This window comes from Flavobacterium sp. 1 (assembly GCF_002797935.1).
Classification (GTDB): Bacteria; Bacteroidota; Bacteroidia; order Flavobacteriales; family Flavobacteriaceae; genus Flavobacterium.
Window position 1 is genome coordinate 3,561,706 of sequence record NZ_PGER01000001.1, and the last position, 22,674, is coordinate 3,584,379.

Sequence of the window (22,674 nt, forward strand, 5' to 3'; positions counted from 1 at the left end):
TTTACTGTTTTGGATTCAAAACTGCTTTAATCATAGCATCTTCTTTCAGAACCATTTTATAATAATAGCTGTCGCCATACAATTGTCGGGCAAATTCAGCATTAACATATCTTTTTACCAAAGCTTTATAGTTAATCAAATTGATCTGCAATCCGTTTTGGGCAAGATACTTTTCAAAGGCATTAAAATATAAATCGGTTGTATTGATTTTAGTTTGAAACTGATCGAAAGTCATTTTTGCAAACATATTTCTGTTTTTATCCAATTGCTCAAAAACAAAATGCCCTACAATTCCTGACTGTAATAAATACGAAACATTTTCAGTTCCATGTTCTGCTTCCAAAGGCACAAAAACATCAGGAACAATACCGCCTCCACCATAAACAATTTTTCCTTTTTTAGTCTTAAACTTCAAGGAATCCACCACTTTTATACTGTCTTTTTTATACAATTCTCCGTGTAAAAAACGCGAATCCGATTCTTTAAAATATTCTTCATTCCCTTTGGAATAAGGCTTTTGAATAGATCTTCCTGTTGGCGTATAATATCTGGCAATTGTAAGCCGAACCGCCGAACCATCATTAAAATCCATTTCCCGCTGCACCAACCCTTTACCAAAAGAGCGCCTTCCTACGATTGTCCCGCGGTCATTATCCTGTATCGCTCCTGCTAAAATCTCACTGGCCGAAGCACTGTTTTCATTAATTAAAACAAATACATTGCCCGTTTCAAAACTGCCTTTTTCTGTAGCAAACATTTTCTCAGTTGGTTCTTTTGTGCTTTTGGTAAACACAATCAGTGTTTTGTCTTTCAAAAACTCATCGGCAATGGCGATTGCTTCTTCCATATATCCTCCGCCATTATCGCGAACATCAATTACAAGAGATTTTACGCCTTGCTTTTTTAAGCTGGCCATAGCTTTTATAAATTCGGCATAAGTAGTTTCGGCAAAACGATTTATCTTGATATAGCCAGTAGTGGCATTTAACCGCAGGGCAACATCAACACTTTTCAAAGGAATCACATCACGTTTGATGGTGATCTTCATTTTTTTATGTTCAGATTTGCGGTAAACTGTCAATTCTATTTTAGAACCAACTTCTCCCTTTAAAGTAGCAAACAAACTGTCATTAGGTAATTTCCGGCCAAATAATTTGATTTTATCCGCAAACAGAATACGATCTCCAGCCAAGATACCCGCTCTAGCAGAAGGACCATTTTTTACGGGAGCTATAACTGCAACAGAATCTTTAAACATGTAAAAATTAATTCCAATTCCCACAAAATCTCCTTTCATGGTCTCCGCTATTTCTGCTTGCTGCTGTGCTGGAATATACACCGAATGCGGGTCTAACTTTGCCAAAATATTATCAACAGTTAAGCTTACAATAGAATCTGTATTCACATCATCAACATATTCATTATCGATGAAATCAATCAGCTTATTAAGTTTTTCTTTAGTGTTTTGTTTAGCAATAAAAGATTTGGATGATGGCGAGCCAGACAAACTGCCAATAAAAATGCCTAAGGCAAAAATGCCTCCAATTAATATGGGCAAATACTTGTTATCAAATTTCATTTTGTTAATCTTCTAAAACGGGGATATGTTCTACTTCTATACCCGCCTTTATTAAAAACTGCAATCCAGAATCATCTCGGTAACCATTATGATAAACCACTCTTTTTATCCCAGACTGATGAATAAGCTTACTGCATTCCTTACAAGGCGAAAGCGTTATATACAAAGTAGCTCCTTCACAAGACTGTGTAGATCTCGCCACTTTCAATATGGCATTAGCTTCGGCATGCAGAACATCCCAGCGTGTTAATCCGTCTTCGTCTTCACAGCAGTTTTCAAACCCTGATGGCGTTCCATTGTACCCATCAGATATAATCATTCGGTCTTTTACAATAATGGCCCCTACTTGTTTTCTTTTGCAATAGGACAACAAACCCCATTCTGTAGCAATCCTAAGATAGGCCTTGTCGTATTTGTTTAATTTTATTTTTTCCATAAATGTCTATCTCTTCCAGATTTCATTTTCCAAAATCATTGGCAAAACTACCCCAATTATAAATGCTGACATCACCAATGCCCAATCCCGTTTTGAAAAACGAAAGACTGTCTGTACAATATAAGACAAAATCAAAACTACAATGACAACTGTAATTTGAGCCGCTTCTATTCCTAATGCAAATTCACACATTGGCAATAATTTTGAAGTGGCACTGCCTCCCAATAGTGTTTTAAAATAATTTGAAAACCCCAACCCGTGGATGATCCCAAAAAACAATGTTACTATAAAAACTAAATTGACGCTTCCGTTTTTACTGGTTTTCCCTGCCGTAAATAAATTATAGAAAGCAGTTATTAAAATCGTAATTGGTATCAGCAATTCGACCACATTAACTTTGACAGCTATAATTTCAAAAACCGAAAGAAAAAGTGCCGCAGTATGTCCCAAGGTAAATACAGTTACTAAAAGCAAAATTCTTTTCCAGTCATTAAAAGAGAAAGGAACAGACAATGCAATTAAAAACAAAACATGATCATAAGCATGTATATTCAATACATGTTTTAAACCTATCTGAAAGTATATTAGAAATTCTGACATTACTAAATGAATTAAATGATATGGGGACGTAAACTTACGATTAATTTTGAAAATGAAATATTTGATTAAAAAATCATTAACTAAAAAAATAAAAACGTCCCTCAATCCTACAAAAAAACGATCAAAAAATAAAATCAATACTAAAAAATAACTAACTTTATATCAAACCTTAAACACAAACATTATGCCTTTTTCAGACTTATTCAACAGTGAAAACATACAAAAGAACCGAGGTCATTTTTCAGCCATTGTCCGTGTAGCCCATGCCGATGGTAATATTACTGAGCAAGAGCAAAATTTTTTGGATAAATTAGCTGTAGCGCTTCAAATTTCTAAGGAAGAATACGACGAGATTTTAGAAGATCCTTCTAAATACCCAATCAACGCACCTTATTTATATATCGAAAGACTGGAAGCTCTCTATAAACTGGCCAGAATTGTACACCGTGATCATCAATTGGGAGACTTACAGGAACACCTATTGGTTAAGTTTGCTCTTGCCTTAGGTTTTACCCCTGGCAATGTAAATTACATAGTAAACAAAGCACTAAAATTAGTAGACTTACAAGTAGATGAAGAAACTTTTTTGTATGAAATGAAAAACATGTATAAATAACAACAGCTCCCGAAAATGGGAGCTGTTTTTTTGGTTTATTCTTTGGTTTGTTTTGGTTTACTATTTAATATTTGCTCAGTTTTGCTTTATGCATAAACTCTTCGGCTTTTTTAACCATGTTTAAGCTTCCGCAAAAGAAAGGCACTCTTTCATGAAGTTCTGCAGGCTGAATTTCCATTATCCGGTCAAAACCATCCGAAGCTTTTCCGCCGGCTTGTTCTACGATAAAAGCCATCGGATTGCATTCGTACAGCAAACGCAGTTTTCCTCTTGGAGCTTTAGAGCTTGTTGGATAAATATAAATTCCTCCTTTAATCATGTTTCTGTGAATATCCGAAACTAAACTTCCAATATAACGGGAAGTATAAGGGCGATCTTCTTCTTCGAGCTGACAGTACTTGATATAGTCTTTTACCCCTTGCGGAAAATGAACATAATTCCCTTCGTTAATCGAATATATATTTCCATCCTCAGAAAATTTCATATTAGGATGCGAGAGATAAAAAGTTCCGATAGCAGGATTCAAAGTAAATCCGTTCACTCCATGTCCTGTAGTATAGACAAGCATAGTCGAAGTTCCATAAATTACGTAACCTGCAGCTACTTGATTAATACCAGGCTGCAGAAAATCTTCTAGTGTTACGGGAGTTCCGATAGGCGTAATTCTTCTATACACCGAAAAAATAGTTCCTACAGAAACATTTACATCAATATTAGAAGAGCCGTCTAACGGATCCATCAAAACAACATACTTATTATTATGACTGTTATCACTTCCTTCGACTGTAATAAAATCATCATTCTCCTCTGAAGCGATCCCGCAGACAATTTCCCGATTAATTAAAGTCTGAATAAAAACTTCATTGGCATAAACATCCAATTTTTGCTGATCTTCGCCTTGAATATTCTGCTCGCCGGCAGCACCGACAATGTCTACTAATCCTGCTTTGTTTACTTTGTAATTGACAACTTTGGCAGCCAACCGAATTGAATTAATAATCCTGGATAATTCACCCGATGAGTATTGAAAAGCTTTTTGATTTTCAATGATAAATTCGCCTAATGTTTTGTTTCTTTCTTTCATTACGAAATCGATGTAGTTAGTTTGAAGTCACAAATATCGTTTTTTTTGTGAAAATGAAAAGAATAATACTTAGATAGTTTATCTGTATTGTATATTTGCTACATATTTCATAAAAACAAGTTCCTAATTGACTGTTTTTTAATAGAATTCAAGAATAAAAACACGAAATCATGAAAATACGCAAAGGAAGAAAAGAGGACATGCATGGTGTTTTAGCATTAATTCAGGAACTGGCAGTATTCGAAAAAGAGCCAGATGCAGTTTTAATAACGGTTGATGATCTTATTGGCGATGGTTTTGGAGACAAACCCCTCTTTCAAGTTTTTGTTGCCGAAGCTGCCAATAACCCAAACGAAATTGTAGGCATAGCATTGTATTACTACCGCTACTCTACTTGGAAAGGAAAGACAATCCATCTGGAAGATTTAGTTGTAAAAGAAAACATGCGCGGAACAGGATTAGGCTACGCTTTGTATTCTGAAATTATCAAACAGGGGAAAAAGGACAAAGTAAGAAGAATTGAATGGAATGTATTGGACTGGAACACACCAGCAATGGAGTTTTACAAAAAATCGGGAGCCAATATTCTTGAAGACTGGAGAGTAGTTCAAATGGATGAAGCTGCAATTGATTTATTTTTAGAAAAAAATAAATCCGAATAAAAAAATCACATCAAATTCCAGTTCAAAATTGATGTTTGGAATTTGAAATTTAAATATTTTGAAATTTAATTTTATACTATGAGGGTATTCAAATTTGGTGGTGCTTCTGTAAAAGATGCAGCCGGTATCAAAAACGTATATGACGTTTTACAACAAGTGGGCTATGAAGATGTGCTGGTTATCGTTTCGGCTATGGGAAAGACAACTAATGCACTTGAAGACGTAATCAAAAATTATTTTGACAAATCACCCGAATTAAATTCATCGGTACAAGAAGTAAAAAAATACCACAATCAAATCCTATTAGATTTATTTGAAGACGATAAAAATGAAGCTTTTACTGCTGTAAATACTCAATTTGCTGATTTAGAATATTTTTTAGCGCATAATAAATCGCCAAATTATAACTTTGTTTACGATCAAATTGTAAGCTACGGAGAATTGATTTCGACTACTATTCTGAGTCATTTTATGGCTTTCAAAGGCATACAGACACAATGGTTGGATGTTAGAAATTTTGTTAAGACAGATTCTACTTACCGTGATGCTGAAGTAGATTGGGAATTGACGCAAAAAAATATTGCCAACAACGTTAAACGTAAAATATTAAACATTACCCAAGGATTTTTGGGATCAGACGAAAACAATTTCACAACTACTTTAGGGCGCGAAGGATCCGATTATAGTGCCGCTATATTTGCATATTGCCTGAATGCCGAAAGCGTAACTATCTGGAAAGACGTTCCCGGAGTAATGAATGCCGATCCAAGGTATTTTGAAAATGCAAGCCTGCTGAACCAAATTTCCTATCGTGAAGCTATCGAATTGGCTTTTTACGGAGCATCGGTTATCCACCCAAAAACATTACAGCCTTTACAGAAAAAAGAAATTCCATTGTATGTAAAATCTTTTATCAATCCGTTGCTAAAAGGGACAGCTGTTTCCAAAGGCGTAGATCTTGAACCGTATTTGCCTTGTTTTATTGTAAAAAGAAATCAATTGCTGATTTCATTGTCTTCAATAGATTTCTCTTTCATCATGGAAGAAAACATCAGCGAAATCTTTGGTTTGTTTCACCAATTTAAGCTAAAAGTAAACTTAATCCAGAATTCTGCGATTAGTTTCTCAGTATGTGTGGAAGATAAATTTGGGAATTTCAATGAATTGAATGCAATCCTTTCCAAAAAGTTCAAAGTAGATTTCACCGAAAATGTGACCTTATATACCATCAGACATTTTAATGAAAATGCTGCTCAAACCGTGGAAGAAAACAAAACGGTTCTTTTAAAACAAGTGAGCAGAGAAACGATGCAGATTGTGACTAAAGAGAATTAAATCTTAGAAAAAAACATTAGTTAATTTAAAAAATGGAAGCCGAATTAACGACTTCCATTTTTTGTTTATTGAAATTAGCCAGCCATTGCCTGACTCGATTGTTTATCTTTTAAAAAATAATCGATCGTAACATCAAACTCTTGACAAACCTTAACCATCATCAGAAAATCTATTTTTTACATTTATCACTTTCAATATTACACAAAGTCGTTTGCGATATTCCTAAACGGCAGGCTAATTCAGGTTGAGAAAAATTAAATGACACTCTAAGTCTCTTTATTCTAGCACCAATACTCATTATATATTTTTTTATAAATATCTCGCATTAAAGCAACAATAACAATACCTACTTTTGGTGATATTTACACAATCCATAAAATTTAACATAATTACAAGATCCATCAACAAAATTATTCATTTTCGAATAGGAAACTGATTTCAGTTTATTAATCTTTGCCTCCTTAAAAGTTAAATTATAAAATAATAATCCGATGAAAAAATTATTACTATCAATTGCATTCTTGTTAATAGCACAAATAACAATAGCGCAAGATGCCAGTTTTAAAGCAGATGTATTAAAACTAATCTCTATTAGTGGCGCCGATGCTCAAATAAAACTTGTAAAACCGCAAATTTTGAATATGGTTCCGGAGAATAAAAAAGAAAATTTTTCAAAAGAATTTGATGCTTCTATTCCAAGTTTGCTTGACAAAATGTCTAATGTTTATATGGAAATTTATACCCCTGCTGACATAAAAGCAATGATTGTATTTTATGAAAGTCCCGTAGGAAAAAAAATGAGTGAAAAAGCTGGCGAACTTGGACAAAAATCAATGCAGGCAGGACAGGAATGGAGTCAAGAATTGCAAGGGATAATCGCAAAATATAAAGAAGATGTTCCTGCGCAAAATACATATTCGGTAACGAAACCAAAATAAAGAGTTGCCTTATCCTTACTTTTGACGATTTGCAAAAAATTTTATTCTTATTTTAATCAACGTCGTTTTCTTGTCTATAAAATGCAAGCGTGAAAATTTGGTCATAATTTTACAAAAATTAATGGAATAATATGTTATAAAAAAAATTGACGATTCTTTTTTATAAGCAACTCTATATTAACCTATTATAACTTATGAAATAATTTTTATTCAAGAGGCATTCTCCTAAGTATTTAAACAGAAAATTTTCATAGTGAGTATTGGCTAATAGATTAAAATAGCATCAATGCCTTTCTAATCCAGAAAGGCATTTTTATTATTCAAATGGATATTCTAAAAAACATCGCAGATACAATTTATATTCTTGAAAATAAGACGATTTCCACATCTGGAAATCATTCGGAATTAATGAAAACCGAAAACTTTTATAGTGACTATTGGGAAGCTGTTTAGTTCTTTTAAAAACAATTCTCAATTGACTTCTCCTCTATTCCCTAATTAACACATTATAAAATAATAAACACTAATTTTGGCACTTTGGAGTTATACTGTTTATGCTAAAAAAAGTATTATTTTGGATTGTCATTTTTTGTTTTTCTGCGCTTCACGCACAAGAAACAGACTTGGGGTACACCACCAAAAAAATAGCTTTCACAACAGATACCATACATCTGGAAAATGTGAGCATCAATTCCAATTTTTTTAAAATTTTCGACCATAAAAACCAAGTCATTGACAGCACTTCATACGAAGTAAATTTTCCAAAAGGCATTCTCTTATTCAAAAACCAAAACCTATCGTCTGCTGATTCCCTTACGGTTCATTATCAAAAACTGCCCGATATTTTAACCAAAGAATATACTGTTTACGACAGCAGTAAAATTATTGATAACGAAGCCACGAATCAAAAATTATATCGGATAGAAAACCCATCGACACCCAAAAATATTCCGTTTGATGGACTTGTTGCTGTGGGCAGTCTTTCCAGAAGTGTCATTGTAGGCAACAATCAAAACGCAGTAGTCAATTCGAATTTAGATTTTAAAATCACAGGAAAAATATCTGAGAAAGTCAGTATCCGAGCCTCGATTCAGGACACCAACATTCCAGTTCAGGAAGGCAGTTATTCCCAACGGCTGAACCAGTATGACAACATATTCATGGAACTGTTTACCGACAGCTGGAATGTTCGTGCCGGCGATGTATTCATAGGAAACAATACTACACGTTTCCTGACTTTCAACAAGAAAACACAAGGACTGTTAGCAACCGTCAACTTTGGAACCGAAGACAAAAAGACAACCGTTTTTGCATCCGGCGGACTGGTGACTGGAAATTACGCCAGCAGTAATTTCAAAGGACAGGAAGGCAATCAGGGACCTTATAAATTAGTTGGAAAAAACGGCGAATTATATGTGCTGGTCATCATTGGCTCTGAACGGGTTTATGTCAATGGCAATTTAGTCAAGAGAGGTCAGGAGAACGATTATATTATTGATTATAATTCGGGGGAAATTGTTTTTACGCCACAATTCCCGATTACATCTGAAATGCGGATTGTGGTCGAATACCAATATTCCGAAAACAATTATTCCCGATTCATCACCTACGACGGCGGAAGTTTTACCGACAAAAAATGGAGTTTTGGCGCTGCGGTATATTCTGAAAACGATTTAAAAAATCAGCCGGTTCAGCAGAATCTTTCACAGGAACAAGCTCAAATTTTGGCAGAAGCAGGCGATAATACCAGTTTAATGGTTGCTCCATCGGCAGTTCCTGACACTTATGACGAAAAGAAAATACAGTACAAAAAAACCATTCTCGGCGCAGAAACCATTTATGAATATTCCACAGACTCTAATGATGAATTGTACAATGTTCAGTTTACCTTGGTTGGTCAAGCCAAAGGAAATTATATTTTAACCAACCCAACCAGCGTTGATAAAATATTTGAATATGTCGCGCCAGCAAACGGAATTCCACAAGGAAACTATCAGCCTATTATTCAATTAATCGCTCCTATAAAATCTCAGGTAGCCACTTTCTTTGGAAAATACAATCCTTCTGAGAAAACAGCCGTATCATTTGAATTGGCCGTCAGCAACAGTGACCAAAATTTATTCTCATCCATAGACGACAGCAACAATCAAGGATTATCGGGCGAAATCAACGCAAAACAGCGGCTGTATTCAAAAAAATGGAACATAGATGCTTTTGCCAATTTTCAAGCTGTACAAGCCGATTTTAAACCCGTAGAGCGAATCAACAGCATTGAGTTTTACCGCGATTGGAATGTCAACTCTGTTACTGCAACTGGAAATCAAAGCTTATTGGAAACTGGAATCAATTTTAATTTAGTTCCCAAAAAAAAGGATTCTACAACTGTTGCAAACATTACGTATGCTTTTGAGAAATTAGCGCTTTCCAATATGTATTCGGGGATAAAAAACAACCTCAATACAAATTTTGAATTCAAAAAATGGAGTATAAAAAACGATGGAAGTTATCTAAAAAGTGATGATTTAGAAAATAATTCAACTTTTTTGAGAAATCTTTCGCAGATACGCTATCATCACAAAAGGAATTGGGTTGGAACTAGCGTTCACTTTGAAGACAATCAGGAAAAGAACAAAGCAACCCAACAGTTTTCTTTGCTCAGCCAGCGATTTTCGGAATACGGAATATACGCTGGTCATGGCGACAGCACCAAAGTATATTTTCAATTGGGTTATGCAAGAAGAATAAACGACAGTGTTCAAAATGGATTACTGCAAAGAGTAAACACTTCAAACAGTTATAATTTTCAATCCAAATTACTCAAAACGGAGAGCCGTGATATTTCCTTATTTGTGAACTACAGACAATTAGATTATACTGATCCTAATTTGAAAAACACACCTTCTCTTAACTCAAGAATAGTGTATAACGATCAGTATTTTAAAAAACTAGTTCAAAGCAATACCCGTTACGAAACTAATTCTGGCACCATGCCTTTTCAGGATTACACGTATGTTGAAGTTCCAGCTGGTCAGGGAAAATATACTTGGAATGATTACAATGGCGATGGAATTAAGGATTTGGAAGAATTTGAGATTGCTCCTTTTTTGGATTTAGCGACTTATACCAGAATCTTTTTACCCAATCAAATTTATATCAAAACGAACCAAAACAGATTCTCACAATCGTTTATCATCAATCCTATTATTTGGCAAAACAGCAAACCGTTCAAGAAAGCGCTGTCCCACTTTTATATGCAGACTTCCTTTATTATGGACCGAAAAATCAAGAATGACGGAGAACACTTGGCTCTGAATCCATTTGAATCTTCAGCATCAGATATTTTGGGGCTTATCAAAACTTTCACCAATAGTCTGTCGTACAATAGAGGAAAAAGAGACCATTCAGTTACCTATACTTTTACGAAGAATGAGACCCAAAATTTATTATCCATTGGCACCATTAAAAATGACAACAGCTTTCATCAATTGGAATACCAGCATTTATTGCAAAAAAGCTGGTTGTTTGACATAGTCGCAAAAACGTTGCAAAACGCAACAGAATCCAAAACATTTGCCGAAAAAAACTATACTATTGAAGGCTATTTATGGATTCCAAAGATTAGCTATCTGTTCTCTAAAAATGTGAGTTTGGATCTTTTTTATGAATACATCAGTAAAGAAAATCAAATTGGCAGTTTGGATACTTTAACACAAAACCGATTTGGAACCGCATTTAGCTACACAGGCACTTCCAAGTTTAACATCAACAGTGAAATTTCATTGTATAAAAATGACTTTACTGGCAATGAATATTCTTCGGCAGGATATCAAATGCTGGAAGGGCTGCAAAAAGGACAAAACATCACTTGGAGAACATTGTTTCAAGTAAATCTGACTAAGTTTTTAGACTTGAATTTCGTTTATCAAGGCCGAAAAAGCGAAACCAGCAATGCCATTCACACAGGAAGCGTTGAATTAAGGGCTTATTTTTAAACAATTAGCATACAATTTTAAAAAAAATCAGTAAATTTAAATCTAATTTAAAATCTAAATAGCTATGAAATCACAGATTGCTTCGCCTATTCGCCTTTTAGGCTCGGGTCACGAAAACAAAAAAAACAAACTGCTAAGATTGAGTAAAAAATTATTTTTATTAAGTTTCATCTTTATTGCTTCGAATGCTTTTTACGGACAAACAACCAAAACTAAAGAGCAGGCAACTGTTGAAAAAACAACAAAAATCACCAAAAAAAAGGCAGATAAAGCGACTAAAGATTCTAAAGCAACTGCCGATAAAACTAAGAAAGAGGCAAAAAAATCAGCAGATAAAGCTACCAAGGATTCTAAAGCTACTGTTGACAAAACGGTAAAAGAAACCAAAAAAACGGCAGACAAGGCTACTAAAGATTCTAAAACTACAGCCGATAAAAAAACAAAAGAAGTAAAAAAAGAAATTGCTAAATCTTCGGACAAATCAAAATCTGCAGCAAAAACTGCTGATAAAGTGACTGGAGAATACAATGGCAAAAAAGTATATACCGGTCCACAAGGAGGTAAATATTACATCAATTCAAACGGAAACAAAACTTATATCAAGCAATAAACCGATTTCATAATATAACTGCAAGAGGCTTTCCATGTTGGTTAGCCTTTTTTGTTTACAATCCCAAAACTCACAATATTGTCAATCATGACAAATTTACGAGTCATTGGCAACCTAGCCTAGCATCTTATCCCGACTACGCTCGATATGACATAAAAATAGTTTGAATTATCTTTCCAAAAGATATTACTTTAGCATAGAAATCCCGAGTTATCACATTAAATAATCTTTTAGTAATACATTGCAAACATTAAAAGGCAACACAAAAAGTATCTTTAGACTTACAATTAAACTGTAAGACTGACACATGAATTTAAACTCTGAAAATAAAACAATTTTGATCGCGCCCTTAAATTGGGGACTGGGACACGCGACCCGATGCATTCCTATTATTAAAGCGCTGCAGGAAAATAATTTTACCCCAATAATTGCTTCAGACGGAGTTGCTCTGGAATTACTCCGCAAAGAGTTTCCGTATTTAAAAACTCTGGAACTCCCTTCCTATCAGATTGAGTATGCCAAAAACGGCAAAAACTTTAAATGGAAACTGATAAAAAGCCTGCCCAAAATGCTGGAAGCTATCAGTGAAGAGAAAAACATTGTAAAAAAATGGGTGAAAAAATATAAAATAGACGGAATCATATCGGATAATCGATTGGGAGTTTTCAGCAAAAAAATTCCGTCTGTCTTTATCACCCATCAGTTGAATGTCATGACTGGAAACACCACTTGGATTACGAGTAAAATTCACCAAAAAATCATAAAAAAATACACTGCCTGCTGGATTCCAGATGTAAATTCCGAATTAAATCTTACTGGAAAACTGGGGCATTTGGAGAACAATTCTCTAACACTAAACTATTTGGGACCATTGAGCCGAATGCACAAAATGGCATTGCCAATTCAGTATGACCTGATGATTATTTTATCTGGACCCGAACCTCAGCGGGGATTATTGGAAGCGCACCTGACCGAAGAAGTAAAGCGTTTTGACGGAAAAGTGGTTTTTATAAAAGGAATAATCGAAGCACAACAAAAGAAAGAGCAGATAGGAGATGTAACCTATTACAATTTCATGAAAACGCGCCAGCTGGAATACACCTTCAATGAAAGCGAAAAAGTACTCTGCAGATCCGGCTATACCACGATTATGGATTTAGTCAAACTGAATAAAAAAGCTTTTTTCATCCCCACTCCCGGGCAGTACGAACAGGTTTATCTGGCCGAAAAATTACAAGAAGAAGGTATGGTGCCGTATGCAACCCAAGACAGCTTTAGAATTGAAAATCTTTCGCAAATAGACCAATTCAAAGGGCTTCCTGAATTGAGCAGTACGGCAGACTGGGAAGAGTTATTCAAAGTATTTTAAATGGATTTCGATTATTAGTGTTTGCTTTTCCACATTTTGTAATAATATATTCCAAATAAAATTTGCCCGATTAGAAAAAGTATATTGATTACAATTCTATTTAGATTTGCAATTAAATTGAATGAATTAATTGTTGTGTGCTAACCTGGAATTATTGAAGCTGCGAAATCAAATTCAAAAAACATAACAGAATAAGGGATTAAAATCACAAACAAAAATGTGAAAATAATTAATGATTTTTTTGTTTTCATTTAGAAATATATTGCAAAAATCCGTTGTAGTGCCTGTTAGCGGTTCGTTGTTTTATTTCAATTATTATTTTTTAAAATCGACTAAAGTTTTATCAATCAAATTTTCAATTTCTAAAAAGTTGTTTGCAAGTTGTAAAATTTTTTCTTGCACTTTTTCATTTTCCAATTCTACCCATCCTTCCATTAATGTTAGCGGTCCAAAATCTGTTCTTACATTTTCCCATTTATGCGAATAATTTTTAAATTTTTCTCTAAAAGAGTTTGCAAATTTTCTACTTTCTATATTGTAACCATTTAATTTTCGAAGTTTAAAAGCATGGATATTATAATATATTTTTTTCTCTTGCAAAGTTGTTTCATTAACCCAAATTGAAAAAAAAATTCTAGTTTCGGCTGTCAATGGATTCTCTGTTGAATTTGTCCAAGATATTTTATAAAGCTTTAAAAAAATGGAATTTAAAACTTTCCCAACAGCAATTTCAAGTTTTTTTTCAGTTAATCCCTGCTTTTCAATTTGGATTGCTACTTTCTGAAATAAATTTATATACTCATCAAATTCCATTTACTTAAATTTTAATTAATATGTCAATCTTTAACATAATGCGCTACAATCATGGTCAACGTTTCGTGGCTTTAAGAAGTTGGGGATTTGTAAGCCCAAAACTTTCGATTAAGCACTGAAAATCAAAAGTACAAAACAAACTTTAAATTAAGCCCTAAACCCCCAATTTCTTAAAACCGCTGTTGTATGTTCACCCTTCGTCTTAGTACTGTAAAGTTTAGTCTGTGTCAACCTTGGTAGGGTTTGTCTCGGAAGTGTATAAACCTTTTTAATATTTAGTCCACCGAACCAACAACACAAATCTATAGGAAACTCGTCAAGAATAGTGTTGTTAGTATGAGCTTATAGATGAAGTTTTCTTTGATTGGAAAATCAACAATTAAAGGCAAGGGAGATAACTTATTCGGTCTTCACGGGTGGCGATAATTTGGGTAACAGAAATTCTGTTTTCATATTGTTGGAGTACCCTCTTGCCAGCAGTCTCTTTTTATTCATATTCCATAACTCAAACTGCACATTAATTATCTGTTGACCTAACTTGATTATTTTTGTCCTACCAGTAACCACTTCGTCCAATTTAGCAGGTGCCATGTAATCAATAACATTGTTAATAGTAACATACAAATTTGCCTTTCCTAAGCATAGAATAGTAGCGCCTACCATATCATCCATCATAGCGGAAATAACTCCACCATGCAAGGTACCCCCAGGGTTAATCATAATAGGAGAGACGGTAAAATCAAAAATCAGACTACCTTCACCTATCTCCTTCACCACTGGTCGTAGCCAAATCATAAAAGCAGACGGTGATTCTGTGACAACTTGGTTGATTTGATTTAGTAATATTTCTTTGTACGGGTTTGGTGTTTTCATAGATGATTGTACTAAATTATTAATATTTTGTTTCGACTCATTTTGATTTTTCAAATTGAGTTATTTCATTAATTCAAGAACTGATTTCTATATTCAGTTGGAGTAATCCCAATAGTTTTTTTAAATAATCGCGAAAAATAAGGAGGATTTTCAAAGCCAAGTTGAAATGCAGTTTCCGCTATAGTATTGTCTGTACTCATCAGTACGTTTTTTGCTTCAATAATTAAAGCTGTATGAATATGGTCTATCGCAGTCTTACCAGTTTCCTGTTTCAATAAGTCGCTAAGATATCCTGCCGATAACGATAACTTAGACGCCATATATTTTACTGTTGGCAATCCATCCTTTTGGAGTGTTCCGCTTTCAAAATATTCCTTCAGGATTTCTGTAAACTTAGAAATTATTGTACCTGACAAAACAGTCCGATTCAAGAACTGCCGATTGTAAAATCTTGACGAATATTTCAGAATGGACTCAATATAGCCTATAATTATCTCTTTAGTGAGATTATCTTGGTTGTTGTAATATTCCTCACGTATTTTATTAAAGAGATTCCAAATGGTTTCTTCTTCTTTAGGAGATAGATGCAGTGCTTCATTTGCCTCATAATCGAAGTAGCTGTATTTTTTAATTGTAGCATGAAGTGGGTGATTGACTAAATAATCTTCATCTATAAAGATTATAAATCCATTTTCTTCTAATTCAAGGTCGTTCATCCGTATGATTTGATTGGGCTTCATAAAAAACATAGAACCAGTATCGCTATCATATTTGGTCTTGCCATACAAGAGTGTGCCAAATTTTACCTTTTTTAAAGCAATCTTGTAAAAACCCATTGTAAATTCCGAATAAACAAAATTGCAGTCTTTTATGTCTTCAAATGTCAACACTCCAAGCAATGGATTTTCTTGCGGAGGAAGTCCGTTTGTTTTGTACACATCGGTTATAGTCTTAAAATGTTTCATGTCTAAATATACTAAAAGTTACAATTATTTTTCAATATTAAATTACCCAATGATAAATAGACAATGGATTTTTATTGAAAACCATTGTCTATTTATATCTTTTTGTTTTCCTAATTATTCTGACTTATCCATTGGTCAAATGTTACAAATTCACTGGTGGCAATTTCTTTTGCCAATTCAATCTGTAACGTAGAATCTGGTCCCATATAGGTGTACTTTTCCCAAAATCCACACATTTCTGCCATTTCCTTTGCTCCTTCAAAAAAAGTTGAAAATACTTCACTTAGCAATGTGTAGAATGTAATACGATTTTGTTATAGTAACAACATAACGCAAATTTTGATTAAAAAACCAATATAATCCAAGCAAATCTACAGCAGTTTTTCTGTAGAATTTATATTATGCTAAAGATTGAAGACAGCTTTAAGATGAAGCGGATATCTTTCCAAATCACTTTTTACATTCCCATCTTTAAATATATCAAAACAATTATAATCGACCACAACTTCAGCACCACAAAATCTGTAATTGGCTGTAATAGCTATTAGCACGTCAGCAGTACTTCTGCCTTCAAAAAGAAACTGAGCGGGGTCATCAAAACTAGCCTTTGGAGCATTCCACGTAGCAGATACCATAAACTTCTTCTGCTGCAAGTTTCCACCAGTTCCATATTGCTTTGTTAAATCCTCTCTGGTTCTTCCGTCTCCACTCAAAAATCTAAAATTTTCTCTGCCACTGTTAAAGACATCGTCGACATATTTTTTGTAAATCCAAGGAGCCCCAAACCAGTTGATAGGGGTCTGCAAAATGATAATGTCTGCATCTAAATGCTTTTCAACCTCTTCGTTTGCGTCATAACCATCTTCTACTTTAGTTTCCAAAACTTCAAACACATTAGCCACAAAAAATTCCTTGGCAATAGCCTGAAGGGATTCATTAAGTACTCCTTCACTAAAATTAGGATAATTTAGATGCGTATTGATAAGCAGTACTTTTTTTTTCTGATTCATTTTAAATATCAATTATTGTTTACTGACAGATTTCTTGTTTTCCTACTCATTCTGACTTATCCATTCGTCAAATGATACATATTCACTGGTGGCAATTTCTTTTGCCAATTCAATCTGTAACGTAGAATCTGGTCCCATATAGGTGTATTTTTCCCAAAATCCACACATTTCTGCCATTTCCTTTGCTCCTTCAAAAAAAGTTGAAAATACTTCACCTGGGACTTGTGTAAAGCTGTACTCTTTTCCGTGCTTTTTATAGGCTTCGAGTACGTCGTTGAAACTATTCAGTTCTGTTGCCAATGCAAGGTAATTGCTATTACCAGCTTTTTCAGGCTGCAAAAATGCACCTGCCACTACTTTTCCCATATCATTGATGTCCGACCAATGAATTACTTTCTTTGTCGGATCTAACGGAAATGTCCAGCCTGTTGTGCCGTCTTGTTTTTCTTGTGGAGCAAGACGTCCGATAAGATTTTGAAAATAGAATGGAGCTTCTACAAATGTTGAGAATTTAAACCCTGCATTTTTCACCAAGTTATCTACCTTTGATTTGTTTGTAAAATGAGGAACGTCAAATTCACCATTACTTATTGATTCAACATCAGGCAGTGTTGACCAAACAAAGTGCTGTATCCCTGTTGCTTTTGCTGCTTCAATGGCATTTCTTCCTTGGGTGATTTCGTCTGCACCTGCCCAGAAGTCGGTTACCACAAATACGCCATAAGCATCCTTAAACGCTTCCTTTAATGACTGCAAATCGGTTAAATCTGCATAAACGGCCTCATGTGCCTTGCCTGAATATTTTTCAGGATTACGGGTTGTTGCTTTTACATTGAAAGAACCTTCATTTACCAAGGTATTTACCACACCCTTTCCTTGTGAGCCTGTTGCTCCAATTACTATTATTGTTTTTTTCATTTTGTTCATTATTTTTTGTCGTTAAATATTGAAACAAAATTAGATTATGAGTTTGGTATCAAATTATACAAAACAAGAAAGATGTGATACATTTTAAGGACAAACCTTTTTGAAGTTTTCAATTAAGAATATGTGCTTATTGCAAACTATGAGCATAAAAGGAAACTGCATTGTTTTTTTCAGCTCTTTGCGAGGTTTGATTTGTATCCGAGTTTTTTGAGCTTTGCTATGTGCTAAAAATTTAATTTGGACAGGTGGCAAAGTCATGTTAGTTTGAATTCCCCGATGCCGTTTAGGGTGACATACTACGTCAGTCTGTAAAAAAACTAAAATCTGCCTACTGAGAATCTCATATTTGAGTTTTTTCTTTGGTAGCCCTCCGGATACTTTCTAAATTTGAGGAGGTTTTTTCACAGACTGTACTACGTTTTGGTACTACAGCGGGTTTGGGACTAAATTAAGCCCATTCTTCGGATTTGCCAAATCATTCAAATACAAAACCAACTTTCCCTTAAGCCTATTGCCCAAATCCATTGTAGCTGTTATAGGTGGTTTCTTTTGATCCCTTAAAGTTTAATTGATAGTTCCAAATGCCCACCCAAACCAAGCTCAACAATTTTTTGCAGAGTTGAAAATCTAGCTTCTTTAATGTTGTTTTCTATCTTAGAGATATAGGATTTTGTAGTTCCTGCTTTTTCAGCAAGTTCTTCCTGTGTTAAACCTTTTTGAAGTCTAGCTTCGTGAATCATTGCACCAATCTTAAAGCTCTCATATCCAGCATCAAGTTCGTCCCTTTCTACAGTTCCAATTTTTCCGTAATGTTTATCTTTAAACTGGTCAAGTGTTTTTATATTATTATTTTTCGTTTTCATAGTCTTGTTTGATTTTAAGTGCCTTTTCAATTTCTTTTTTTGGAGTCTTCTGCGTTTTCTTTTGAAATCCGTTTGTTAGAATTATTAATTGTCCTTGATCAAAAAAGCAAAAGATTCTAAAGATATAGCTTCCTTGTTGAATTCTAATTTCAAAAAGCCCGTCCGTATTTTCAATATGTTTAAGATACGTTTCAGGAATTCTGTCCAATTCTTGAATTAATTCTAACGTCCAGATAATTTTCGCCTTGACTTTTTCTCGTTGTTTTTCAAAGAATTCTTCAAAGTAATCTTTGTAAAAAATGATTGTTCGTTGCTTATCCATAATACAAATATACGTAAGTTGTACTAAAGTGAAACTTATTATTTGTGAATTTTTTGTTTTGGTAGTGAAATCACCTATAACGTCAGTCTGTAAAAAAACTAAAATCAGCCTCCTGAGAATCTCATATTCGAGATTTTTCTTTGTAGCCCTCCGAATACTTTCTAAATTTGAGGAGGTTTTTTCACAGACTGACGTTCTGGGACTACAGCGGGTTTGGGACTAAATTAACCCCATTATTCAGATTAGCCACCCGAGCGATAGCGAATAGGCGAAGCAAATCATCCCAAATACAAAACCAATTTTTCATTAAGCCTATTGCCCAAATCCGTTGTACCTGTTAGCGGTTCGTTGTTTTATCTAAATGATTCTAAATAATCTTTTGCAAATTGCTCAACTGTAATTAATTTCTTAGCTAATATGTCCTCTCCAACTGTATTTACAAAATCGGCTTTCCCATTTCTCTGTCCTTCTGCAATGGCTATAAAAGTATTTATCATCATTGGTGGCATACCTTTTTCAGTCATTCTCTGTTTCGCTTCTTCACTTGTCATTGAAACGTATTCAATTTTTTCGCCAATGGCTTTGCTGATAGCTTCTGTAACTTGTCCATAATTTACCGCAACTCCACCAGTAAGCAAATGAGTTTTGTTGATATGGTTTTTGGGATGTGTCAAAATCGTAAATGAAATTTCGGCAATATCTCTTGTGTCAATAAAAGGTTTTTTGCCTTCGCCTGTCGCTTCATAAATTTTTCGTTCTCTTTGAATAGTTTCTGAAAAATAGCCCAGCCAATTTTGCATAAATGAGTTGGGTTGAATGATGGTAAAGTTTACGCCTGATGCTTTTAAAAATTCTTCAACCTCTCCATTTGGTCTTGCTATAAAGTTTTGTGAATTTTTATCGGCACCAGGTGAAGATAATTTTACGATGTGTTGTACACCGCATCGCTTTGCACTTTCAATAACATTGTTTTGTTCGGTGGCAAAATTTTGATTAACACTTGATGCGAGAAAAACTGATTTGCTGTTTTTCATTGTTTGCTCAAGTGTTTCTTTGTTACCCATGTCTGCCTCTATCCACTCTACATTGGGTAGGGTTTTCACTTTGCTTTTGTCTCTGGTTACAGCAATTGTTGGAATGTTGACTTGTGATAAAAAGGTCAAGAGTTCCTTGCCTATTTTTCCTGTTGCACCGAATACGGTGATGTTGTTTAGATTATTCATTTGATTTTGATTTTATTTTCAGTTATTAATTTATTTAGTCGACTAAGTATTTGTGTAATTTTTTTTAACTCAAATTTTTAAGCACCTTTTCTAATAATATTCGTAAAGAATTTTCTTGTGTGTCTGTTAATCCCTTTGTTACAATAGTTTCCATTGTTTTCCAAATTTCTGCAATGTGCTTGTAAGCGTCCGTTCCTTTTTTTGTTAGATACACTCTTGATGTTCTTTTGTCATTAGCATCTTTTTCTTTTTTTATCATTCCATTTGCTTCCATACGGTTAATCATGTTAGAAATGGTCGCATGCTGAATACACATTTTCTCTACCAATGCAGAAACTGTTTGTCCGTCTTCAATACTTAGGTAATACAAAAGAATGTCTTGCCCTCCGTGAATGTTTGCTTCGGCTAACAAAATATTACTTTTGTTTCTGCGATGTTTGCATATCTGAACAAGCAGTTGGCTGATTGAATTTTGTTGGCTTTTTGATTTCATAGGGGCAAAGATAAATAAATTTAGTTAGCCGGCTAACTAAATTTAAAAAAGTTTATCAGATTATTTTTTTGTCAAGATTTTTAAGTTGGATTGTATCAGTTTGGGTGACGCTATGCAGTTACCACTAACATTTTGCATTGGCGAAGTACAAGGAGTTCGTTGCTGGTTCTGCCCTACCAATGAGATTAAATTGAGAACGAAAATTTAGAATTAAGACTAAAGCTCAATTGGAGAGGTCTATCCCCAAACCAAAGTTGATAGTGAACTACAGCTGATGTTTGCTGGTCTTGCCCCGTTTTTTGGCAATGCATTGTTAGCGGTTCGTTGTTTTTGCTGACGTTATACTTGTTTCTTCATTTCTTAGCCTCTACAACTGCAAGATTATTGATAAGCTTCCATTCGTTGTCAATGTCTAACACCAACGAGTTAAACGATACGAAATAATTCTCGGAACTCTCTAAACGCAGTTTGACCATTGCGATAGTTTCACAATCGTCAATGCTTTCAATTTTCATTATTCTTCGCAGTCCACCAAAAATGCCCTCTTTGATGTTTGATAAATATTTTTTTTGTCAATTATTGTAATGCCTGAAGACCCCATAAACCCATTATTTGTGACTCTGAAATCATTATGTAATACTTTGTCTAATAGAACTAAATCACTGTTGTCGCCACCTTTTACAAAATTTGTTATTACTCGCTCTATTTTTTCTGTTGTTGTCATAAGTTTTTTTGTTTGAATATTTTTGTCAGGTTGTAAATGATTAAGTGTCTCACCACAATGACCGCTAACGTCAGTCTGTGAAAAAACTAAAATCAGCCTCTTGAGAATCTCATATTTGAGATTTTTCTTTGGCAACCCTCCGAATACTTTCTAAATTTAAAGTAGTTTTTTCACAGCCTGACGCTCTCGCGCTACAAGCAGTTTGGGACTAAATTAATCCCTATTTTAGGATTTGCCAAATCTTCCAAATACAAGACCAATTTTAAATTAAGCCAAATGCCCAGCTTGCTTGTAGCGTGTGTTGGCAGTCGTATTTTTACGAAATCCAAGTTCCTTCTGTTTTGTCAATTATCCATTTGTTATTTACTTTCTTAATAAAGATTCTGAATCCTTGTCTGCAAAGTCTTCCGCAATAAAATCCAGCATCAAGAATTCCAAATGTTTTTTGTTTGTCAAATTGTATTCTTGAAAAGTAAACAACCCCAGAAAATAAAAAGTTGTATTTAGTTTCCCAAATTACACCTCTATCTTTTGGAAATTGAGATACGTTTTTAATTTCAAAATTATTATTCAGTTTGATATTTTTAAAATCTAAAATATATTCAGTTTCATTTTCTTTTGGGATAAAAAGCTTAGAATTTGGAAAATGTTTTTCAAAATCATTCTTTAAATCTTCTCTACTATTTTTTATTTTTGGATCAAAAGCAATGATAATTTTGGACGTATCGTTCTTTATTTCTAAAGTTCTTTTTTTCCATTCTAATAATTTTAATTTTTCTTCTTTAGTTGCTTTTGTAGAATCAACTCCAATGTAGTGTCCTGTTTTATCGTATATCGATTCTCCATATTTTGGCGGAAAATTTGTCATTAATCTAATATCAATACAAGTTGAATCAATCAAACTTGGAAAAATTTCTGTCATTACATTTTTCTCAAATTCTATTTCTGTAACTTTCTTTTCGCAACTTGCAAAGAAAATTATTAATAAGACAAATATCGTTTTGTTTAGGTTTCTCATAATATGACTGCCAACTTGTATATAGGTCTGACAAAACTAGACTCATCAACCCTCATTTGGGTGGATAAGTCTGACGGACGCCTCTTTATACCTTTTTTTCAAATATAGGAAATAATAGTCACAAACCTACAAAATGAAAATTCCGCATGCTTTTACTGTTTTTATGTTCCTCCCTGCAAAATGGGGCATTCGAAGGAAAAAAGCCCTGAACAGCAAATCGAA

Annotated in this window: 23 protein-coding genes; 7 read left to right on the forward strand and 16 right to left on the reverse strand. The window is 34.1% G+C overall.

Annotation, left to right across the window (positions count from 1 at the left end):
* Position 1 precedes the first annotated feature (1 nt).
* The 3 genes from CLU83_RS14380 to CLU83_RS14390 are packed head-to-tail and all read right to left on the reverse strand — an operon-like array spanning position 2 to position 2,615.
* Positions 2 to 1,579 (reverse strand): S41 family peptidase, encoded by a 1,578-nt coding sequence (locus CLU83_RS14380; protein ID WP_100432249.1) that lies wholly within the window; start codon positions 1,577 to 1,579, stop codon positions 2 to 4.
* A gap of 4 nt (positions 1,580 to 1,583) precedes the next feature.
* A complete protein-coding gene (locus CLU83_RS14385) occupies positions 1,584 to 2,015 on the reverse strand; it encodes a dCMP deaminase family protein (protein WP_035634321.1) in 432 nt (143 codons plus the stop codon).
* Between the two features lie 6 nt (positions 2,016 to 2,021).
* Entirely contained in the window at positions 2,022 to 2,615 is a 594-nt protein-coding gene (locus CLU83_RS14390; RefSeq protein ID WP_100433749.1) for a HupE/UreJ family protein, read from the reverse strand.
* Between the two features lie 184 nt (positions 2,616 to 2,799).
* On the opposite strand from CLU83_RS14390, the gene CLU83_RS14395 reads away from it, so the two are divergent.
* Positions 2,800 to 3,231 (forward strand): TerB family tellurite resistance protein, encoded by a 432-nt coding sequence (locus tag CLU83_RS14395; RefSeq protein WP_100432250.1) that lies wholly within the window; start codon positions 2,800 to 2,802, stop codon positions 3,229 to 3,231.
* Positions 3,232 to 3,295: 64 nt separating this feature from the next.
* Here the strand turns inward: CLU83_RS14395 and fbp are convergent, their stop codons facing one another.
* Positions 3,296 to 4,315, reverse strand: coding sequence for a class 1 fructose-bisphosphatase (fbp, locus tag CLU83_RS14400; protein ID WP_100432251.1), 1,020 nt, complete (start codon positions 4,313 to 4,315; stop codon positions 3,296 to 3,298).
* Between the two features lie 170 nt (positions 4,316 to 4,485).
* On the opposite strand from fbp, the gene CLU83_RS14405 reads away from it, so the two are divergent.
* The 6 genes from CLU83_RS14405 (at position 4,486) to CLU83_RS14430 (ending at position 13,221) form a co-directional block, all read left to right on the forward strand.
* Entirely contained in the window at positions 4,486 to 4,977 is a 492-nt protein-coding gene (locus tag CLU83_RS14405) for a GNAT family N-acetyltransferase (RefSeq protein WP_100432252.1), read from the forward strand.
* A 78-nt stretch (positions 4,978 to 5,055) separates the two neighbouring features.
* Positions 5,056 to 6,312, forward strand: a complete 1,257-nt coding sequence (locus tag CLU83_RS14410) for an aspartate kinase (protein WP_100432253.1) — start codon at positions 5,056 to 5,058, stop codon at positions 6,310 to 6,312.
* Between the two features lie 491 nt (positions 6,313 to 6,803).
* Positions 6,804 to 7,250 carry a DUF2059 domain-containing protein gene (locus CLU83_RS14415; RefSeq protein WP_100432254.1) on the forward strand — a complete coding sequence of 149 codons (447 nt, stop codon included), beginning with the start codon at positions 6,804 to 6,806 and terminating at the stop codon, positions 7,248 to 7,250.
* Positions 7,251 to 7,804: 554 nt separating this feature from the next.
* Positions 7,805 to 11,242: a hypothetical protein gene (locus tag CLU83_RS14420; RefSeq protein WP_100432255.1), complete on the forward strand. Its 3,438-nt coding sequence runs from the start codon at positions 7,805 to 7,807 to the stop codon at positions 11,240 to 11,242.
* A gap of 64 nt (positions 11,243 to 11,306) precedes the next feature.
* Complete coding sequence (locus CLU83_RS14425; protein WP_232727117.1) at positions 11,307 to 11,852, forward strand: hypothetical protein; 546 nt, start codon at positions 11,307 to 11,309, stop codon at positions 11,850 to 11,852.
* Positions 11,853 to 12,159: 307 nt separating this feature from the next.
* Positions 12,160 to 13,221 carry a glycosyltransferase gene (locus CLU83_RS14430; protein WP_100432256.1) on the forward strand — a complete coding sequence of 354 codons (1,062 nt, stop codon included), beginning with the start codon at positions 12,160 to 12,162 and terminating at the stop codon, positions 13,219 to 13,221.
* A gap of 315 nt (positions 13,222 to 13,536) precedes the next feature.
* On the opposite strand, the gene CLU83_RS14435 is transcribed toward CLU83_RS14430, so the two are convergent.
* From CLU83_RS14435 to CLU83_RS14490, 12 genes are all read right to left on the reverse strand, one after another.
* On the reverse strand, positions 13,537 to 14,034 hold the full coding sequence (locus CLU83_RS14435; protein WP_100432257.1) for a hypothetical protein: 498 nt from the start codon (positions 14,032 to 14,034) through the stop codon (positions 13,537 to 13,539).
* Positions 14,035 to 14,433: 399 nt separating this feature from the next.
* Positions 14,434 to 14,961, reverse strand: coding sequence for a PaaI family thioesterase (locus CLU83_RS14440; RefSeq protein ID WP_232727118.1), 528 nt, complete (start codon positions 14,959 to 14,961; stop codon positions 14,434 to 14,436).
* Positions 14,962 to 14,975: 14 nt separating this feature from the next.
* Entirely contained in the window at positions 14,976 to 15,872 is an 897-nt protein-coding gene (locus CLU83_RS14445) for an AraC family transcriptional regulator (RefSeq protein WP_100432258.1), read from the reverse strand.
* Between the two features lie 110 nt (positions 15,873 to 15,982).
* Positions 15,983 to 16,162, reverse strand: coding sequence for a hypothetical protein (locus tag CLU83_RS14450; RefSeq protein WP_100432259.1), 180 nt, complete (start codon positions 16,160 to 16,162; stop codon positions 15,983 to 15,985).
* A gap of 114 nt (positions 16,163 to 16,276) precedes the next feature.
* Positions 16,277 to 16,882, reverse strand: coding sequence for an NAD(P)H-dependent oxidoreductase (locus tag CLU83_RS14455; protein ID WP_100432260.1), 606 nt, complete (start codon positions 16,880 to 16,882; stop codon positions 16,277 to 16,279).
* A 42-nt stretch (positions 16,883 to 16,924) separates the two neighbouring features.
* Positions 16,925 to 17,800 (reverse strand): NmrA/HSCARG family protein, encoded by an 876-nt coding sequence (locus tag CLU83_RS14460; RefSeq protein ID WP_157802100.1) that lies wholly within the window; start codon positions 17,798 to 17,800, stop codon positions 16,925 to 16,927.
* Positions 17,801 to 18,366: 566 nt separating this feature from the next.
* Positions 18,367 to 18,672, reverse strand: a complete 306-nt coding sequence (locus CLU83_RS14465; RefSeq protein WP_100432262.1) for a helix-turn-helix domain-containing protein — start codon at positions 18,670 to 18,672, stop codon at positions 18,367 to 18,369.
* Positions 18,656 to 18,994, reverse strand: a complete 339-nt coding sequence (locus CLU83_RS14470; protein WP_100432263.1) for a type II toxin-antitoxin system RelE/ParE family toxin — start codon at positions 18,992 to 18,994, stop codon at positions 18,656 to 18,658. The genes CLU83_RS14465 and CLU83_RS14470 overlap by 17 nt, the downstream gene beginning before the upstream one ends.
* 353 nt (positions 18,995 to 19,347) lie before the next feature.
* Positions 19,348 to 20,217 carry an SDR family oxidoreductase gene (locus tag CLU83_RS14475; RefSeq protein WP_100432264.1) on the reverse strand — a complete coding sequence of 290 codons (870 nt, stop codon included), beginning with the start codon at positions 20,215 to 20,217 and terminating at the stop codon, positions 19,348 to 19,350.
* Between the two features lie 64 nt (positions 20,218 to 20,281).
* Entirely contained in the window at positions 20,282 to 20,710 is a 429-nt protein-coding gene (locus CLU83_RS14480) for a MarR family winged helix-turn-helix transcriptional regulator (RefSeq protein WP_100432265.1), read from the reverse strand.
* Positions 20,711 to 21,224: 514 nt separating this feature from the next.
* Positions 21,225 to 21,434 (reverse strand): hypothetical protein, encoded by a 210-nt coding sequence (locus CLU83_RS22135; RefSeq protein WP_157802102.1) that lies wholly within the window; start codon positions 21,432 to 21,434, stop codon positions 21,225 to 21,227.
* A 316-nt stretch (positions 21,435 to 21,750) separates the two neighbouring features.
* Positions 21,751 to 22,356, reverse strand: a complete 606-nt coding sequence (locus CLU83_RS14490) for a hypothetical protein (protein WP_157802103.1) — start codon at positions 22,354 to 22,356, stop codon at positions 21,751 to 21,753.
* Between the last annotated feature and the right edge of the window lie 318 nt (positions 22,357 to 22,674).

Excerpts from the sequence above, each read along its gene's own strand:
- CLU83_RS14465 (WP_100432262.1), bottom strand. The coding sequence starts at position 18,672 with ATGAAAACGAAAAATAATAATATAAAAACACTTGACCAGTTTAAAGAT.
- CLU83_RS14445 (WP_100432258.1), bottom strand. The coding sequence starts at position 15,872 with ATGAAACATTTTAAGACTATAACCGATGTGTACAAAACAAACGGACTT.
- CLU83_RS14410 (WP_100432253.1), top strand. The coding sequence starts at position 5,056 with ATGAGGGTATTCAAATTTGGTGGTGCTTCTGTAAAAGATGCAGCCGGT.
- CLU83_RS14480 (WP_100432265.1), bottom strand. The coding sequence starts at position 20,710 with ATGAAATCAAAAAGCCAACAAAATTCAATCAGCCAACTGCTTGTTCAG.
- CLU83_RS22135 (WP_157802102.1), bottom strand. The coding sequence starts at position 21,434 with ATGACAACAACAGAAAAAATAGAGCGAGTAATAACAAATTTTGTAAAA.
- CLU83_RS14380 (WP_100432249.1), bottom strand. The coding sequence starts at position 1,579 with ATGAAATTTGATAACAAGTATTTGCCCATATTAATTGGAGGCATTTTT.
- CLU83_RS14405 (WP_100432252.1), top strand. The coding sequence starts at position 4,486 with ATGAAAATACGCAAAGGAAGAAAAGAGGACATGCATGGTGTTTTAGCA.
- CLU83_RS14435 (WP_100432257.1), bottom strand. The coding sequence starts at position 14,034 with ATGGAATTTGATGAGTATATAAATTTATTTCAGAAAGTAGCAATCCAA.
- CLU83_RS14390 (WP_100433749.1), bottom strand. The coding sequence starts at position 2,615 with ATGTCAGAATTTCTAATATACTTTCAGATAGGTTTAAAACATGTATTG.
- CLU83_RS14425 (WP_232727117.1), top strand. The coding sequence starts at position 11,307 with ATGAAATCACAGATTGCTTCGCCTATTCGCCTTTTAGGCTCGGGTCAC.
- CLU83_RS14415 (WP_100432254.1), top strand. The coding sequence starts at position 6,804 with ATGAAAAAATTATTACTATCAATTGCATTCTTGTTAATAGCACAAATA.
- CLU83_RS14395 (WP_100432250.1), top strand. The coding sequence starts at position 2,800 with ATGCCTTTTTCAGACTTATTCAACAGTGAAAACATACAAAAGAACCGA.
- CLU83_RS14475 (WP_100432264.1), bottom strand. The coding sequence starts at position 20,217 with ATGAATAATCTAAACAACATCACCGTATTCGGTGCAACAGGAAAAATA.
- CLU83_RS14460 (WP_157802100.1), bottom strand. The coding sequence starts at position 17,800 with ATGAAAAAAACAATAATAGTAATTGGAGCAACAGGCTCACAAGGAAAG.
- CLU83_RS14455 (WP_100432260.1), bottom strand. The coding sequence starts at position 16,882 with ATGAATCAGAAAAAAAAAGTACTGCTTATCAATACGCATCTAAATTAT.
- CLU83_RS14420 (WP_100432255.1), top strand. The coding sequence starts at position 7,805 with ATGCTAAAAAAAGTATTATTTTGGATTGTCATTTTTTGTTTTTCTGCG.
- CLU83_RS14430 (WP_100432256.1), top strand. The coding sequence starts at position 12,160 with ATGAATTTAAACTCTGAAAATAAAACAATTTTGATCGCGCCCTTAAAT.
- CLU83_RS14470 (WP_100432263.1), bottom strand. The coding sequence starts at position 18,994 with ATGGATAAGCAACGAACAATCATTTTTTACAAAGATTACTTTGAAGAA.
- CLU83_RS14490 (WP_157802103.1), bottom strand. The coding sequence starts at position 22,356 with ATGACAGAAATTTTTCCAAGTTTGATTGATTCAACTTGTATTGATATT.
- CLU83_RS14385 (WP_035634321.1), bottom strand. The coding sequence starts at position 2,015 with ATGGAAAAAATAAAATTAAACAAATACGACAAGGCCTATCTTAGGATT.
- fbp (WP_100432251.1), bottom strand. The coding sequence starts at position 4,315 with ATGAAAGAAAGAAACAAAACATTAGGCGAATTTATCATTGAAAATCAA.